The 16,689-nt window shown below is 39.0% G+C and carries 17 protein-coding genes; 5 read left to right on the top strand and 12 right to left on the bottom strand.

Annotated elements, in window-relative coordinates:
• The first annotated feature begins 196 nt into the window (after window positions 1-196).
• Together QUF73_04560 and QUF73_04555 are read left to right on the top strand one after the other, a co-directional pair.
• Window positions 197-1,339 carry a CAP domain-containing protein gene (locus QUF73_04560; GenBank protein MDM5225474.1) on the top strand — a complete coding sequence of 381 codons (1,143 nt, stop codon included), beginning with the start codon at window positions 197-199 and terminating at the stop codon, window positions 1,337-1,339.
• 134 nt (window positions 1,340-1,473) lie between these two features.
• A complete protein-coding gene (locus QUF73_04555) occupies window positions 1,474-1,902 on the top strand; it encodes a cell wall hydrolase (GenBank protein ID MDM5225473.1) in 429 nt (142 codons plus the stop codon).
• Between the two features lie 44 nt (window positions 1,903-1,946).
• On the opposite strand, the gene QUF73_04550 is transcribed toward QUF73_04555, so the two are convergent.
• The 9 genes from QUF73_04550 to QUF73_04510 form a co-directional block, all read right to left on the bottom strand.
• Complete coding sequence (locus QUF73_04550; GenBank protein MDM5225472.1) at window positions 1,947-2,546, bottom strand: YdcF family protein; 600 nt, start codon at window positions 2,544-2,546, stop codon at window positions 1,947-1,949.
• Window positions 2,547-2,669: 123 nt separating this feature from the next.
• Window positions 2,670-3,305 carry an FMN-dependent NADH-azoreductase gene (locus QUF73_04545; GenBank protein ID MDM5225471.1) on the bottom strand — a complete coding sequence of 212 codons (636 nt, stop codon included), beginning with the start codon at window positions 3,303-3,305 and terminating at the stop codon, window positions 2,670-2,672.
• Between the two features lie 217 nt (window positions 3,306-3,522).
• A complete protein-coding gene (locus QUF73_04540; GenBank protein MDM5225470.1) occupies window positions 3,523-3,672 on the bottom strand; it encodes a hypothetical protein in 150 nt (49 codons plus the stop codon).
• A gap of 179 nt (window positions 3,673-3,851) precedes the next feature.
• Entirely contained in the window at window positions 3,852-5,081 is a 1,230-nt protein-coding gene (locus tag QUF73_04535; GenBank protein MDM5225469.1) for a CNNM domain-containing protein, read from the bottom strand.
• A gap of 347 nt (window positions 5,082-5,428) precedes the next feature.
• Window positions 5,429-6,127, bottom strand: coding sequence for an ABC transporter ATP-binding protein (locus QUF73_04530; protein ID MDM5225468.1), 699 nt, complete (start codon window positions 6,125-6,127; stop codon window positions 5,429-5,431).
• Window position 6,128: 1 nt separating this feature from the next.
• Complete coding sequence (locus tag QUF73_04525; protein ID MDM5225467.1) at window positions 6,129-7,082, bottom strand: ABC transporter permease subunit; 954 nt, start codon at window positions 7,080-7,082, stop codon at window positions 6,129-6,131.
• Window positions 7,083-7,117: 35 nt separating this feature from the next.
• Complete coding sequence (locus QUF73_04520; GenBank protein MDM5225466.1) at window positions 7,118-7,591, bottom strand: nitrous oxide reductase accessory protein NosL; 474 nt, start codon at window positions 7,589-7,591, stop codon at window positions 7,118-7,120.
• Window positions 7,581-8,933, bottom strand: coding sequence for a NosD domain-containing protein (locus QUF73_04515; GenBank protein MDM5225465.1), 1,353 nt, complete (start codon window positions 8,931-8,933; stop codon window positions 7,581-7,583). Before QUF73_04515 ends, QUF73_04520 begins: the two co-directional genes overlap by 11 nt.
• A 127-nt stretch (window positions 8,934-9,060) precedes the next feature.
• The gene (locus QUF73_04510; GenBank protein ID MDM5225464.1) at window positions 9,061-10,122 is read right to left on the bottom strand and encodes a multicopper oxidase domain-containing protein; all 1,062 of its coding nucleotides are present in this window, start codon (window positions 10,120-10,122) and stop codon (window positions 9,061-9,063) included.
• 357 nt (window positions 10,123-10,479) lie between these two features.
• Here QUF73_04510 and QUF73_04505 point away from each other — a divergent pair, with 357 nt between their 5' ends.
• Complete coding sequence (locus QUF73_04505) at window positions 10,480-11,310, top strand: undecaprenyl-diphosphate phosphatase (GenBank protein ID MDM5225463.1); 831 nt, start codon at window positions 10,480-10,482, stop codon at window positions 11,308-11,310.
• A gap of 1,420 nt (window positions 11,311-12,730) precedes the next feature.
• On the opposite strand, the gene QUF73_04500 is transcribed toward QUF73_04505, so the two are convergent.
• On the bottom strand, window positions 12,731-13,297 hold the full coding sequence (locus QUF73_04500) for a DUF1836 domain-containing protein (protein ID MDM5225462.1): 567 nt from the start codon (window positions 13,295-13,297) through the stop codon (window positions 12,731-12,733).
• Window positions 13,298-13,436: 139 nt separating this feature from the next.
• On the opposite strand from QUF73_04500, the gene QUF73_04495 reads away from it, so the two are divergent.
• Window positions 13,437-14,084, top strand: a complete 648-nt coding sequence (locus QUF73_04495; protein ID MDM5225461.1) for a hemolysin III family protein — start codon at window positions 13,437-13,439, stop codon at window positions 14,082-14,084.
• A 175-nt stretch (window positions 14,085-14,259) separates the two neighbouring features.
• On the top strand, window positions 14,260-14,928 hold the full coding sequence (locus QUF73_04490; protein MDM5225460.1) for a CotY/CotZ family spore coat protein: 669 nt from the start codon (window positions 14,260-14,262) through the stop codon (window positions 14,926-14,928).
• A gap of 82 nt (window positions 14,929-15,010) precedes the next feature.
• On the opposite strand, the gene QUF73_04485 is transcribed toward QUF73_04490, so the two are convergent.
• Both QUF73_04485 and QUF73_04480 read right to left on the bottom strand, forming a co-directional pair.
• On the bottom strand, window positions 15,011-15,379 hold the full coding sequence (locus QUF73_04485; GenBank protein ID MDM5225459.1) for a hypothetical protein: 369 nt from the start codon (window positions 15,377-15,379) through the stop codon (window positions 15,011-15,013).
• 11 nt (window positions 15,380-15,390) lie between these two features.
• On the bottom strand, window positions 15,391-16,575 hold the full coding sequence (locus QUF73_04480) for a ParM/StbA family protein (GenBank protein ID MDM5225458.1): 1,185 nt from the start codon (window positions 16,573-16,575) through the stop codon (window positions 15,391-15,393).
• Window positions 16,576-16,689: the final 114 nt, after the last annotated feature.

Raw genomic sequence — 16,689 nt, 5'->3', positions numbered from 1 at the left:
TTTATAATTATGTTACCCAAACTATCCTTTTAAAAACGGAAAATATCTAATCGCGCAGCCAAAAGCGTTAGAGAATATGCTAAACAGGGTAGAAAAATAAGGAAGGCATCAATGTTTTGCAATTCCGCATTTTTAAATCTTATAATGAATGGGCATACCTTTGATATGGGTTGAAAGGTATATGGGAGGAGATTTATTGAGGAAGTTTTTATTTATTTTTATCCTGTTATTTATCGGTTTCGTCTTTTCACAGCCAGAAGGGAAATTGGCAGATGAATCTAATTCAGGAACTGTAATTGATTATATAAAATCTGATATTCAGCTTTTTAAAGACAATGAAGAAGTGCTGGCTATTATAAATGGTGTGATGGAAGAGGCACAAAACTGGGCAGATGAATTCCTTCAGACAATCGGGCAATATACCGGTGACGAAAATGAAACTACAGAGGATAAAGCCAAAAAGCCTGTTTTGGAAGCTCCTGAAGAGCAAACCTTTTCTATTCATAATATAGAAATTGGCGATGAGAAGTCGGAAATAGAGAGCAAGCTCGGCTCCTCGAAACGTTCCTCCGCAAATGAATTTGGAACAGACTGGCATGCTTATCATGATCAATATCAAAATTTTGTAATGGTCGCTTATGACAAGCAAGAGAAAGCTGCAGGTATCTATACTAATCAGGATTTGATTTCTTCATCAAAAGAGATAGCCTATGGAACGCCAAAGTCTTCAGTTTTTCAGCAGCTTGGGGATCCGCTGGACAAAATGAGAAAGGGCTTTGTCATCTATCAGCTCGAAGAGAATCGGGATTATGATTTATACGAATTGGATGGGAATTATGTAACCATATTTTACGATAAGCATCGTGACAATACGGTAACTTCCATACAAATAATCAGCAAATCACTTGAAGAGCAAAAAGATTCCTTTTATGCCAATGCCAGCAGCTCTCTAAAGGAAGGATTTGAATATCAGCTTTTCGATATCACAAATGCCGAGAGAGTAAATCACGGGGTTCCTGTTCTGGAGTGGGATGAAACGGTTAAGGAAACGGCGCGAAAGCACAGCAGCGATATGGCGGATAACAATTATTTTGATCATACCAACCTGCAGGGCCTATCCCCTTTTGACAGAATGCAGGCGGATGAAGTTTCATTTATGGTCGCCGGCGAAAACCTTGCTTCCGGTCAATTCAGCAGTATCTTTGCTCATGAAGGATTAATGAACTCACTTGGCCACCGCAAAAATATTCTGCGTGCCGATTATGAATTTTTAGGTGTTGGCGTTGCTTTTAATTCAAAATCACTGCCTTATTATACGGAAAACTTTTATGCCAAATAAAAGCTGTTTGTAAAAATCCCCTTTAAATTATTCTGTTCGTTCAGCCTGGCGGGAAAATCCCGTATTTAACATTTCCCCTTTTTGTGCATACCATATATCAGCCTATAAAAAATAGGGAAATGAGGGTGAGACAGATGGCAGTGGTGAAGGCACGTGATCAAGATATAGATTTGCTTGCCCGCCTCCTTCGAGCTGAAGCAGAAGGAGAAGGCCAGCAGGGCATGTTAATGGTAGGAAATGTGGGAATTAACAGGATCAGGGCCAACTGCTCTGATTTCATTGGAATTCGGACCATTCCGGATATGATTTATCAGCCGCATGCTTTTGAAGCTGTCCAGAAGGGCTATTTTTATCAGCGGCCGAGAGAAGTGGAAAGGAGACTCGCACGGAGGGCTGTAGGAGGGGAACGGCTTTGGCCATCCAAATTTTCTTTATGGTATTTCAGGCCGCCGGGAGATTGTCCAGCTACATGGTATAATCAGCCTTTAGTAGGAAGATTCAAGCTTCATTGCTTTTATGAGCCTACAGCGGGAGAATGCGAGAACATTTACAATACATTTTAAAAGAATCCCTGCCATTTATTTTTGGCGGGGATTTTTCCTGAAGATTATATTTCCAGATCGATTAGAATGCCCTTTTTTACGTAGTCAATTAATTTCCCAGCTTCATCAAACACTCTTTTTCTCCCATAAGGATTTTGCATCCATTGTTCCTTCCCGGTTGCACCGTCATCAGAACATACAAGAGAATAGTGAATCCACTCTGGCATATACGTCAATAATGTCATGTGCAGCCTTCTCATGTGAAAAGGCGCCGTCACAATGATGATATTGGATATGTTCTCCAGACCGCACATACGATCCATAACCAGCATAGAGGCAAGCACATTTTCTTTCGTATGAAGAGAGATATTCTCAATGAAAAGGTCTTTTGGAGGAATTCCGTACCCTATTGCTTTTTTCATTAACATTTCTGCTTCAGTCAATTCATAGCCAGGCCACTTTACACCGCCGGAGAAAAGAAATTTATTAGCCCTGCCTTCTTGATAAAGTCTGATGGCTTGAGGAAGCCGATATTCTGCTGCCTTGCTGCTTCCTGGCACAAAAATTAAATCCCCTTTATCGAGATTATCTTCAATCCCAAAGTATAGCAGCTTGGATACAGCATCCTCATTTAAATGACTGGGGCTGAATTCCGAGATTTTCACAAATCTCCCTCCTTTCGTTCCCAGCTTTTTAATTGCCTTTATTATACTATTCATCAAGGACAAGAGCTCTACTTATATATGCCTAATTCATAAGAAAAAGCAGCGGAAATCCGCTGCTTTAGATTAGAATGTTTTCGCTTTGTCTTTTGCACGTGCAATAGCATCTGCTTTGATTTCTTCAGCTTTATCAGGCATTGCGTTGTGCCCTTCCACAAATAGACCCTCGAATGAAGGAACACCGAAGAATTGCATTAATACTGTCAAATAGCGGTGACCCATTTCCATCTCTGCTGCAGGTCCTTCGGAATAGATGCCTCCGCGAGCCTGGATGTGAATCGCTTTTTTATCAGTCAATAAACCAATTGGGCCTTCTGCCGTATACTTAAAAGTTTTGCCGGCTACTGCTACAGAATCAAGATACGCTTTCATTACTGGAGGGAATGAGAAGTTCCAAAGCGGTGTAACGAATACAAATTTATCGGCTGCAACGAATTGTTCGCTTAATTCGGATAAGCGGCCTACTTTCGCCTTTTCATCTTCTGATAGTTCCTCAAAACCTTTTCCGGACTGAAGTTTGCCCCATCCGCTGAATACATCCACATCAATTTGCGGGATATTTTCCTTGTATAAATCAATGTGAACTACTTCATCATTTGGATTAGCTTCCTTGTATGAATCAATAAAAGCCTTTCCTGCTGCCATACTATATGACACTTTATCGTCATGAGGGTGTGCTGTAATATACAAAACTTGAGCCATAATTCAATCACCTTTCTATTTTGAGTTGACATTTTAGTTTGAATCAGAAATAAAGTATGTATTCATCTGCAGTATGAACATTTTTATTCTTAATCCGAGATAATCATATTCAAAATAAAATAGAAATTCAAGTCATCTGCTCATGCCTATTTTTATTACCCTAATTATTTGAAATTTAATCCACTGAAAATAAAAAGACCCAGTACGGGTCCTCAGGTTATTCTTGTTCTTCAGTTGAGTATGGATTGGTTCCAATATTTTTTCTCATTTCGTCTGTCAGTTCAAAAGGAATGCTTGAGTTTGCTTTGTCATCTTTATCATAGTTCATTTGCACGCTTCCGTCATAATGGAATGGTTTATTTTCCATGCTAAGGTCACCCCGAATAGATTATTTTTATTTTATTATACACTGAAAAGGACCTATTTTATCAGAAAAATAGAAAAATTATATATTTATTTTCCTGCTCCTATTGTCCCCATGGAGCATCAATTTTTATTCTGTTTTCTTAAGAAATAAAAAACATTATTTCCATAAGGAAATAATGCTCAAGGGGTCTTTTTCTTGATTTCGACCAGTTTTAGCCTGTTGTCTTCAATTGATTTTATTTCAAAATGCAGGTGATGATAATCCAATGTTTCCCCTACTGCAGGAAAATGGCCTAGTTCTTTCAATAAGAAACCGGCAAGAATATCCTCATCTTCAGGGATTTTTGTTTTAAAAGCCTCATTAATTCTGCGGATTGAAAGTTTTGCGTGTACAATAATATGGTTTTCAGTCAATTCATCAATAAGGATCTCGCTGTCTTCATCCGTTTCATCCTCAATTTCCTGCCCCAGCATGGCTTCAAGAATATCTTCATGTGTGATAATCCCTTTTGTTCCGCCATATTCATCAAGAACAATTGCAAGGTGCTTCCTTTCTTTCATCATCATTTTGAAGACCTTATCAATGCTATGAAATTCATATACAAACAAAGGCTCCAGGTCAGTAAAATCTTTTAAGGTTTTCTCAGGCTGACTGGACCAGGCGAGCAATATCTTTGAATGAAAAACTCCGACAATATTATCCATATTGTCTTTATATACCGGATACCTTGTAAAACGGTTATCCATTACAATATACTTTGCCTCTTCTATCGTCGCGTCATAAGGAATGCCTTCAATGTCCATTCGCGGGGTTTTCAGTGCGTCGCTGACATCTAAATTATAAAAATCTATGATCCCTTTAATTCGTTGTGTTTCTTCTTCATGGAAAGTCCCTTCGCTTGTTGCGATATCAACCATGGTAATGAGCTCTTCTTTTGATACAGATACAGAATCTGCTTCATTTTTAGAAAGGAATTTAATGATGCCTCCCGTGAACTTGGATATTAAAAAAGTTACCGGCTTTAAGATAATCATGAGAACTCGAATTACCGGAAACACAAGGTAGGCAATTTTGTCGGCAAAGCTTGCCGCAACTGATTTTGGCAGAACTTCTGCAAATAAGATAAGTGCTACAGTCAAAATACCTGTTGCCACACCCACGTTAAATCCGTAATCAAGCGCAATGATGGTAACCAGTGTCGGCAGCATGATATTTGCAATATTATTGCCGATTAAAATAGAAGTAATCATCTCATCAGGTTTTGAAACAACCTCTAATATTCTTTGCGACTTTTTATCGTTGTTATCAGCTCTGGATTTTAATTTCATTTTGTTAACAGCAGTCAATGCCGTTTCACTTCCCGATAGGAAAAAGGACATAAACATAAAAAACAAAATAGCAATAAACAAAGTTGGTTTCCTCCATTTTTATATATCCATTCTTTTGTAATTGTTTTTACCCAATTCGCACACGCAAAAACTGTGCCTTGCAAATTTGAATAATTATCCATTCATTATAAAGTAAATGAAAGCTTATCTAAAATCATAAGCATTTCGAATGGCAGAACCTTTTGCAATAAAATAAATCTATTTGCCATTATAAACTTGAGCAAATTATTTGAGGGAAGAAGGACTAGCATTTTTTACTTCTTTGATGCTTCATGCTTATTATCCCGTCAGATGCATGGGGAGATACGGGAGACAATCAATAGAATACATATAAAAAAGCGGTTCCCAATTGGAATCGCTTTTTAAATTCACCCTGATTTATGTTCACTTTCATGAATCGAAAGAAATACTTCCTCCAGTGATGCGCATCTGTATTCTTTATATAATTGATCTAGTGTTCCATAAAATTTTAATTTCCCATTAAATAAAATGATTAGTTTGTCTGCGATCTCCATGGCATCTCTCATAATATGACTGCTGACAATGATGGTTTTATTCTCCTCTTTCAGTTCCTTAATTATTTTCTTTAGCTGAATTACCCAATAGGGGTCCAATCCGTCTGTCGGTTCATCGAGTATATAGATTTCCGTTTCCGCAAGCAGACACTGAGCAAGATTAAGCCGCTGGGACATCCCTTTTGAGAATCCTCCAGCTTTTTGGTTTCGCTCGTTCCACAAACCTGTTTTTTCTAATACCCATTTGATCGATTCCTTATTTTTATTTAGAAATCGCCTGTAATAATCAAGGATTTCGTAAGGTGTAAGTTCTGATGGGAAAATCATTTGGTCAGGCATATAAGCAAATGGCTTTCGCTGTTTCGAATGGAATACCACATTTCCTGTGGTCGGTCTTTCAACTCCTGTAAGCATTTTAATCATCGTACTTTTTCCGGCTCCATTTCCCCCGCATAAGACAATACAATCTCCCTTATTAATATGGAGATTCAACGGTGCCAATGCTGTCTTTTTTTTATATGCTTTGGATAAATCTTTCAATTCCAATATCATCTTACACACCTCTCTTCGTTAAAATCCGGGCTGATGATATGATAGTTATAAGAATAATGAGGATAATGGATAATGTCAGGGCAAGTGTGAGAGATCCATTTGTCCCCCACTTCTCGATCATTAAGTATTCCGGACCAAATACATATTCGGAATTCAGTTTTGATATAGACCATACACGAACGGACTCCACAGGGTTTAGAAGGATTAAAAAGAACAGACTAATTTGCTTAAATGAATAAGGAATCCATCCGGTAACTGAAAAAATGATGAATTCATATACAAACACAATAATGATCCAGAAAATAATAGCTGCTGACAGTCCTTGCATCCTTGATTTAGAAATAGCTCCAATCAGTAAAGAGGCTGCTGAGAATACAAGGATTAAAAGCATATTAACCAGCAGAAATACTTGATAAATATGTGCTGCAAAGGAACTGCCCGACAAAGAGAAAAAGAAGCCGAAGAGACCATATGATAGGCCAATTACAAAGAATAATGAGAGAACCAAAGACAGGAATTTGCTGATCAGGTAAAATCCTGCAGAAGCATGATAGGTTTTGTATAAGGATAACCTTCCATTTTCTTTATCGGCAATAATGGAACTGCCGCCAAGGATCATACAAATGATCGGCAGCATCCATAGAGAAAGGTTCATCAGCATAGCAATCGAACGATTGTATGCAGACTGGCTAAATCCAGATGTATGCCCCTCTTCCGGCTTTGTTTCTTTGAGGCCGTAATATTCAGGATTAACACCCATGGTTTCAATATTGTCATTCACACCTTCCAGTCCATATGAAACTTCAGCGGGATCTGATTTTACAGATTGAAGACCATACAAGTAAAGAAGTCCTGCCAGAAAGAAAAAAAGTATCATAAAATTTAAAAGCCACCTGCTTCTTAACAGCAGCCGAAGCTCATATTTAGTCATAGAATACAATAGTTCGGGATTCATATGGATTCCTCCTCATGCTGAGGGATATTTAAGCTTTAATGGCTGTGTTTCATTCCATCACTTTTAAAGTTCGTAATATCTGCTTTTAGAAGCTCTTCCATCGAATACGCTGTACCTCCGTGTTTTTTCTGATATTCCTCGGCTTTTTCCAATGATTCAAAAGCAGCAATCCCATAGCTCATGGGACTTTCTATATTGCCGTTCTGTATAAAAGTGCTTGCTTCAAGCGATATCCATTCGCTGCTGAGGTAATCATGTACAAAGGCAGCATCAAATTCAGGATTCCCAGTCTGTATATATTGAGTCATGCAGCCGATATCATCGAACAAAACAGGCTCACCGCTTTTCAAAATGAGCTGTGCTGCTGATTCCAGCTCTGCAATACCCATATTGCAGTTATCACAGCTATCCTTATTCTGTATAATTTCTGCCGGTTCCGAAGCTGATGACGCGCAGGCACTTAACAATATCATCAGAATTGCTATTAGGAGAATCGTTCTATATTTCATTGTGCTTCCTCCCAAAATTCAATATAAGCAAACTTGCCAAAGTGATCAGGAAAAAGAATAGGATTAAAGGAAATTCATGGCTATGATAGATATGATTTTTTTCTGAAATATATTTTTTCTGTTTCACAGGCGCAGGTTCAGCAAGTGGTGATTCATCTATGATAAATGCGTCTGATGGAATCGGAGTGTATTGTTCAATCATATTCCACAGCTCTACGGCTGGACTTTGATAAAAGACCTGCAATAACGGCTCTTCATCTGCCATCTGATAAAAAACATCTCCGCTTTTATAGGCAAAGTCCACTTTATGGTCATTATCCAAATTTAATAAATGATGATCATCAAAATAGTTTCCATAATTGTCTTTACTGAATAGATTCCTGTTATCTTTTTCCGAGATGACTTGCCTTGTATTCCCTGAAAAATTATTTAAATAAATGGTGTTATCATTTGAATTCTTTCCAATTTCCAGGCCGGTATCATTTTGCAGAACATTGTTAAATTCAAGTCTGTTCCTTTGTGCATTTTCAAGAATAATCCCCCTGAAATTGCCTTTTACAATGTTGGAAGATATTTTGGAATCGAATGTGTCATAAATAAAAATTCCTGCTCCGTCAATCTCTGTATTACTAAAGAAGTAGTTTTCAAGTATAAAAACTTCATAGCTTTGCATGATCATAAGGCCGTTAATGCTTTCGGTTACCTGATTGTCTGCTATTAATACATTGCGCGAATCCATCGTATGCACGCCATACCGTGCTTTAAACATGAAGTTCCCTGTGACTTCGCAAAAATCTGAATAGGACACATAAACTCCATCCTGTGTGTGATAGAAGTAATTATCCTTTACTGCAGTATTAGGAGCTTCAACTAAATAAATGCCAAAGCCTTTGTGCCGATTCATGCCATGGAAACTGGTAATGAGGTTATTTTCAAACCTGTGCCCATAGGATTTCCTTGCATAGATGCCGTGAAATACATTTCTCAGGGCTATATGATGAAGATAGGTGCGGTCTCCTTTCACATATATTCCAGCATTCTGTGATCCGCTTCCCTCCACTTCCAGATTTTCCACAATGACATCATCTGCTGCAATCGTAAGCACATGGCCTTTTTCTGTTCCCGTTATTCTTGTTCCTTTATCTCCAATAATGTGAACCTTTCTCTCTATAAGGAAATTCCCTTCATAAATTCCGGATTGTAATTTTATGATTGATACCTTGGGGTCTGACAAGGCCTCTTTCAGCTCTTTTGATGAGGCTGCAGTCAGTTCCTGGGCCGAAGCTTTTCCGGCCAGGATCAAACTGAAAAATAATAGTAACCATCCGATTTTTTTATACACTCAGCGTCACCTGCCCGGAAATTTGCATTCTGGCAGCCTATCAATTCTAAATAGACCGCCAGAAAAAGGATTCCATTTTTAATTTGTATCTTGTATAATTTATTTTAAGTTGAGTTTTTATTTATATTTAATGGCTCATTGTAGCCTTGCCGTCGTCTTCTCCGGTCTCAGTTACCTTCAGGATGGCGACGGCTCCTTTTTGTGCATGGTTAAATTGATGAGTAACAATTGGATAGCTGCCTGCCTTGGTAACTGTAAATTCCACTACTGCACCTCCGCTTGCCGGGAGCATGACCGTTTGGAGACCTTTATAGCGGTTATAAGGGTTGCCATCAATGTATACGTCATCAAACACAGTGCCAACCACATGGAAAGAGCTTACTTCATTTGGCCCTACATTATTTACATATATCCTCACTTTATCCCCTACTTTAGCAAGAAGCGGTTTATCCTTAAGTGTGAACGTATCCCCATTTGTATTAGGATCTCCTTCTTTTAAAGCTTTTGTGGAGAAAACCACATGACTGGGAACTCCGTTTGTAAAATCCTCCAGATCGTTGTACTTATACCATTCGTTTTGAATAATTGTATATTCTCTATCAATCTCTTTATCAGTCGGATAGCCGTCTTTAGGCTTTACAATTATAGTTCCGTGCATGCCATTTGCTATATGTGATAAAACCGGTGAAGTTCCGCAATGATACATAAACACGCCTGGTTTATTTGCAGGATAACTGAATGTTCCTGTTTCATCTGGCTGAACGTTGGAGAAGTCTTTTGAAGGAGCTGCGTGTACAGCGTGAAAGTCCATGCTGTGAGGTATTGCCGGATCCATGTTTTTTAAGGTGAAATTGATTGTGTCCCCTTCATTGACGACAACTACAGGGCCTGGTGCTTCACCATTAAACGTCCATGCTTTATAGAATTTTCCTTTGTCGATTTCAATATCCGTGATTTGGGAAGTCATTTCCACATTTACTTCATTCTCCCCGACTCTTTCAATTTTCAATGGAATGGGTTCCTGATTTAAGTCTTTATGCGGAGCGATTGCCTCGGGCTGAGCTGTTTCTGCCGCCAGAACCTTTTCCTCAGGCTGAAGGGAATTTTCCGGTGCTGCCCCCTGGCTGCATCCCGTTATTAAACCAATGCCTATAGCCGAAGCAAGCAGATATTTTACTCCTTTTTTCATCTTGATTTCCTCCTTATAATCGATTGGTTTATCTGCTTTTATCATATGGTAAATTTGGACTGAATTTGGTGATTTTTCTCACAAGACTTTGAAATTCTGTGAAGAGTTTGTGAATTAGTGATCGAACTTTTTGTTGATAAAAGAATAGAAGATTTATTACCTTGAACGGCTTTTATAATGCCATAATCGCCTGGTATGTCAATCATGCAGACGCATAAAGCACGTTTCAGCTAATTAATAGGCACTTTACATCTTTATTACTTTGTAAAAAATTGTTCCTATCTGTCTTAAATGGTTTATAATCATTAAATGGAGTTTAGTTGCATCAGATGGAATAAAAGGAGAATTAATTAGAAGATGGATTTTATTATGATACTAAAAGCAATTATTTTGGGATTTGTTGAAGGAATGACGGAGTTTGCTCCTGTGTCCTCTACAGGACATATGATTATTGTGGATGACATGTGGCTCAATACAAAAGAGTTTTTGTCAAAATATGAAGCTAATACATTTAAAGTCGTCATTCAGCTCGGTTCCATTTTAGCGGTTGTGATTATTTTTAAAGAACGGTTCATTGAAATGCTCGGTCTTGGGGGAAGGAGCAAAAACACTGAAGAAAAACAAAGCCGTCTGAAATTGTCTCAAGTGATTGTCGGGTTAATTCCTGCCGGGGTTCTTGGAGTGTTGTTTGAGGATTATATTGATGAACACCTGTTTTCAACTGAGACGGTACTGATTGGTTTGGTAATTGGTGCATTTCTGATGATTTTTGCCGATATTTTTGGAGGCAAAAGCCCGAAAACAGTTTCTGTTGATCAAATCACCTACAAACAGGCTTTATCTATTGGATTGATTCAGTGCTTCTCACTTTGGCCAGGTTTCTCACGTTCAGGTTCAACCATTTCAGGCGGCGTGCTGCTTGGCCTGTCGCACCGTGCTGCAGCTGATTTTACTTTTATCATGGCTGTGCCCATCATGGCTGGCGCGAGTTTTCTATCATTAATAAAAAATCTCGAGTACTTTTCAGTCGATGCGCTTCCATTCTTTATTGCAGGCTTCATCAGTGCATTTGTTTTTGCATTGATTTCAATCCGCTTCTTTTTGAAGATGATCAATAAAGTTAAACTTATTCCTTTTGCCATTTACAGAATTGTACTTGCAGGGGTTATATACTTCATATTCCTATAAAAGATGAACCCGGGCCTTTTGCTGCCCGGGTTTTGTTTTGGGTTATTGTGCGAAGCCGGGACTGGTTCGGACTCTGGCTCGGGGATTTCTCCTTTTTCTGTCCGATGTCATAGCAGGTTCGGACTCTGGTATGGGGATTTTCCCTTATCTGTCCGAAGTCATAGCAGGTTCGGACTCTCCCACGGGAGTTTTCCCTTTTTCTGTCCGAAGTCGTAGCAGGTTCGGACTCTGGTACGGGGATTCTCCTTTTTCTGCCTGAAGTCATAGCAGCTTCGGACTCTGCCACGGGAGTTTTCCTTTATCTGTCCGAAGTCGTAGCAGGTTCGGACTCTGCCACGGGGAGTTCTCCTTTTTCTGTCCGAAGTCGTAGCAGGTTCGGACTCTGGCTCGGGAGTTTCTCCTTTTTCTGTCCGAAGTCATAGCAGGTTCGGACTCTGGTACGGGGATTTCTACTTTTTCTGTCCGAAGTCGTAGCAGGTTCGGACTCTGGCTCGGGAGTTTCTCCTTTTTCTGTCCGAAGTCATAGCAGGTTCGGACTCTGGTACGGGGATTTCTCCTTTTTCTGTCCGAAGTCGTAGCAGGTTCGGACTCTGCCACGGGGAGTTCTCCTTTTTCTGTCCGAAGTCGTAGCAGGTTCGGACTCTGGTACGGGGATTCTCCTTTTTCTGCCTGAAGTCATAGCAGGTTCGGACTCTGGCTCGGGAGTTTCTCCTTTTTCTGTCCGAAGTCATAGCAGCTTCGGACTCTGGCTAGGGGATTTCTACTTTTTCTGTCCGAAGTCGTAGCAGGTTCGGACTCTGGCTCGGGAGTTTCTCCTTTTTCTGTCCGAAGTCATAGCAGCTTCGGACTCTGGTACGGGGATTTCTCCTTTTTCTGTCCGAAGTCGTAGCAGGTTCGGACTCTCCCACGGGAATTTTCCCTTTTTCTGTCCGAAGTCGTAGCAGGTTCGGACTCTGCCACGGGGAGTTCTCCTTTTTCTGTCCGAAGTCAAGGCAGGTTCGGACTCTGCCACGGGGAGTTCTCCTTTTTCTGTCCGAAGTCGTAGCAGGTTCGGACTCTGGCTCGGGAGTTTCTCCTTTTTCTGTCCGAAGTCAAGGCAGGTTCGGACTCTGCCACGGGAGTTTTTCCTTTTTCTGTCCGAAGTCAAGACGGGTTCGGACTCTGGCTCGGGAGTTTTCCCTTTTTCTGTCCGAAGACGAAACTGGATCGGACTCTATGAGCGTCATGTCGTTTTCTCCTGTCCGAACCAATTGCTTATTATTAAAACAAATTTTTAAAGAAGCTGAAAATCACCCTCGGAATCCACAGTAGGATCCGAAACAGTAATGAGATCACAATGGAATCCAGGAATTCGGACATAATTTCCCGCATCAGCCCTGGTTTTCGTTTTGGCTTTTTATTGATGGCGGTTCCCGCCTTCCTATTTTTGATCCGCTTCATTTTTTACATCGTCGACAATGCGTTCAGCAGCTTTTCGGTATAAGTTGCTCATGTGAACCAGTGAAGCTGCCAGCAGTACTTTTTCAAGCTCATCTGGCTGATCTTTATTTAGCTCTTTTGCTTCCTCTGCTGCCCTGGCTGCCTGATTATCCAGATCATTCCTAAATGCATCGACATTAAGTTTAGTTAAATCGAGGTAAAGCTGATAAAAATGGTCCAGATCCATCTTTCCTTCTGCTGTTTGAGTGTTGACGCCATTTAACAGGCTTTTAATATCGTTTATGGATAGAGCTCCTTTAAGCTGATAAATGAAAGCAATTAAAATAAGGTGCTCCTTTGAATATTTTTTATTTTTGACAGGAAAAAATAATTTCCCTTTTGCATAGTTATTTATCATTGTCTTAGTAAGCACTTTTTCCTCTTCGTTTCTCGTCGTACTGCCAAAAGTATTTTCAAATAGCTGGATCACTTGATCCATATATAAATCTATCTGCGGGATATCTTCCAATTGAATCTGATTATCCGCAATGAGTTTTTCCATTTCCATATTTATCCCTCAAATCCTCAGCTTATTATATAAATTCTACTTAAAAACGCGTAAGTTGTAAACATTGACTAGATATCGTTTTATATATTATATTAAGTAGTTATAAAAACTACATAAGAGAACATTAGGAGGAGATATTATGAATTCATACATCCGGGAGCCCATTAATGGACTGACCCATTTGGCAGGGGCCATTTTATCCTTTGCCGGATTGCTTGCCATGGTTATCAAAGCCTCACTGACAACATCGTCACCGCTTGCCATTACTGCTGTTGCCATTTTTGGAATCAGTTTGATGCTGCTCTATTCAGCATCAGCAACCTACCATATGGTGATAGCCAAAGATAAAGTCATTGCCTTTTTAAGAAAGCTTGATCATTCCATGATTTATGTATTGATTGCAGGTTCCTATACACCTTTTTGCCTTATTACCTTAAATGGTGTGACCGGCTGGGTTCTGTTTTCCATTGTTTCTGCTGTTGCTTTATCAGGGATTCTGTTTAAAATGATCTGGTTCAGCTGCCCCCGCTGGCTATCAACAGCCTTATACATTGCAATGGGATGGATTATTGTCTTTGCTTTTTCGCCTCTTTCTGAGTCTTTAAGCTATCCTGGAGTAATGCTTCTTTTGCTTGGAGGCATCCTATACACGATCGGCGGAGTGATTTATGCAATTAAACCAAAATTCCTGGAGTTCAAACATTTGGGTTTTCATGAGATTTTTCATATTTTCATTATGATGGGAAGCATGGCACATTTTCTTTGTGTGTTTATGTTTGTACTTTAGTCATATATTTATTAAGCATATTATTGGCACTCCTGCTCAATCTATAGGGTGCCTTAGTATAAATATAGTTTATTTTCTTAAATTTTTTCTCAAGTAATAGGCGAGATTCTCACTCAAAATCAACCAGTGTACCGTATGCTAATTTTGAGTAATTATTTAAAGGGAGTGAGAATCGATGTTTAAGTATAGTCATCAGGAAGATAAAGATGAAAGCAGCTGCTGCCATGACGACGATAAACATAGGGACTGCATGGAAGAAGAAAGCAGTGACGACTGCCATGATAAGGAGAAAAAAGAGAAGGATAAGGGTAAAAAAGATGATAAAGATGATAAAGATGATAAAGATAAAAAAGATCATCACAAACACCCTACACATCATAAAGTATGCGTAAGGGAAGTCTTAGCAGCCATTCTTAACGCTCAGAAAAAAGCGAAGCGTGATGATGAGTGTAAAACATCTTGCAATGAATCTATAAAAGAGCTTTTGGGAGATTCTAAAAAGCCAAAGAAAAATGCAATTCCTTTCATTCTTTATAATGAAGAAGCTGAACCTTTTAAAGCTAGTGGTGTAACCATCTTCAGCCATTCTAAGCAAAAGAAGTTTGCATGTATCGAATCTTTTATTTTCAAAATCAAAGATCTCGATGGTAAATGTGCCGTACTTGAATTATTAACCTTTAAACACGGAAAATGTTCAAAAGATCCATTCAAAAAGAGTATTTGTTCACCATGCAATCAAATTGACTGCGAGGATGTCTCAGATCTAATGGGGACTGGTATCTGTATTAATGTTGATCTTTCCTGTTTCTGTGCTGTTACGTGCTTGCCTGCTGTGCGTTTATAGCATGAACAAAGCAGCATGCTGGGAAAGAGTAAAAAAGGTGTACCTTCTATAACGGTGCACCTTTTTACATAGCTAATAATAATTAGCCGCCAAATGCCTCTAATACATCTTCTACCTCATTCAAATCAAGGTTAGATGTTTCGTTTAATTGTGTTAGTCCATTTCCAATTTGACCATTTCCTTTTGGAAGATAACCCATTTGCATCATTCTTTTAATTTCTCTTATTTCTTCAAGGAGTAAACTGTTGCCGCTGCTTATACTCTTTGGATGCAAATAGCTATTTAGAGCTGTTAATACCAAGTGGATAAGAGTACTATTGTTTGAATGATATTCAATTTGTTCCAGAACCTTAGGTAATACCTCAATGGATTCACCGGTTCTCACATCAATGAATTTGTCAGGAAGAGTAAGAGCAGTCTTATTAACATAGTCTGTATATGTCCTGAACATTTCCATCATCCCTAACCTTTAGTGGAAATTGCGTGATTTTCTTGTACTTTCTTTAACTGATTCATTTTAGCTAAAATCATTAAACCCTGAACATTTAACTTTTCCATGTCTTGCGGGAACATTAGCTCAATTGGCCGGCCCCTTTCATTCCACCTTACTGCTGCTTCCTGGATTTGCTTCCGTGCCAATTTCGCTGCTCCACCTACTGCAATATAGCGGACGGCTCCTTTGATTTCAGTTGTACTGCTTCTCACACGATCAAAATGCTCAAGATATTTAATAGCCATTGATTTTAACTGAGGGATAATATATTTGCTAATATCCTTTCTTACACCAGCAAATGGTTCAACATACCATTCTGATTGTCCCGCAGCCAATTTTTCCTCCAATTCAGCTCTTGAATCAAATCGGAACATTTCCTTTTTGCTTACTCTTTGGATAATATTATCAATAAATTGGTTGATCCCGAATGGTTCTCCCTCTACAGATGCAACAGGCCTATTATTTTTAATTCCCACAAAATCCACAGAGTCTCCACCGAGATCCCCAATTATGATTCCTTTAATTGATTCTTTAACCAGTTCTTCATTCTTTACTTCGAGAGTCTCATGATCTCTTGTTAACGCCAGGTATGCACAGGCTCCTTCAGCCCCAACAATGATATCTTTAATTTCTAATTTAACTTCTAATTCTTTAGGTTCTAACACTCCGGGCACTTTATGAAAAATGACTGTATGGGTACCTGCCAGCTTATCTTTTAATCGTGTTTTTCTTTCTTTATACTGAGTTGTTGGAAGTGATACAGCTAATTGGTCAATAGTGTACTGTATTTCTGTTTCTTCAGGAAACTGAAGCAATGCATGATAGGCTGCCAAACCAAACAACAGCAAATAGGTTCTGTCTTCATCGGCTTTTTGGTTGTTAAATGCAGTTAAACTAACATCTCTTTGTCTGGCAGCTCCTTTGCCAATATAGAAAATTTCTCTTTTATCAATCACAGCCGTGCTTTTGACTTCGACAATAAGGTTCTCTTCCAGCATGATATCCTCATCATCATATGGCTTTTCGTAAAATTCTTCATCAAACAGAGCAATAGCATTTGGCAGCTGATATTCTGAAAGAATTCCATTGTCTGATGCTAAAGCTTTATACCAGCTGTTTCCAATATCTACAGCAAGAAAATTTTGATTTTCCATAGATTCCTCACTCCTCCTTCTGAATCCTATGCGTGATAGGAGTCCAATTGTGCCCGTACTTTTATAATTTTTTTTAGACTAATATAGAAAAATTGGCCAAATTTCCACGTTTGT

It is taken from the genome of Cytobacillus sp. NJ13, from assembly GCA_030348385.1.
In the GTDB taxonomy this organism is placed as follows: Bacteria; Bacillota; Bacilli; order Bacillales; family Cytobacillaceae; genus Cytobacillus.
This window is presented reverse-complemented; position numbering and strand designations above follow the sequence as displayed.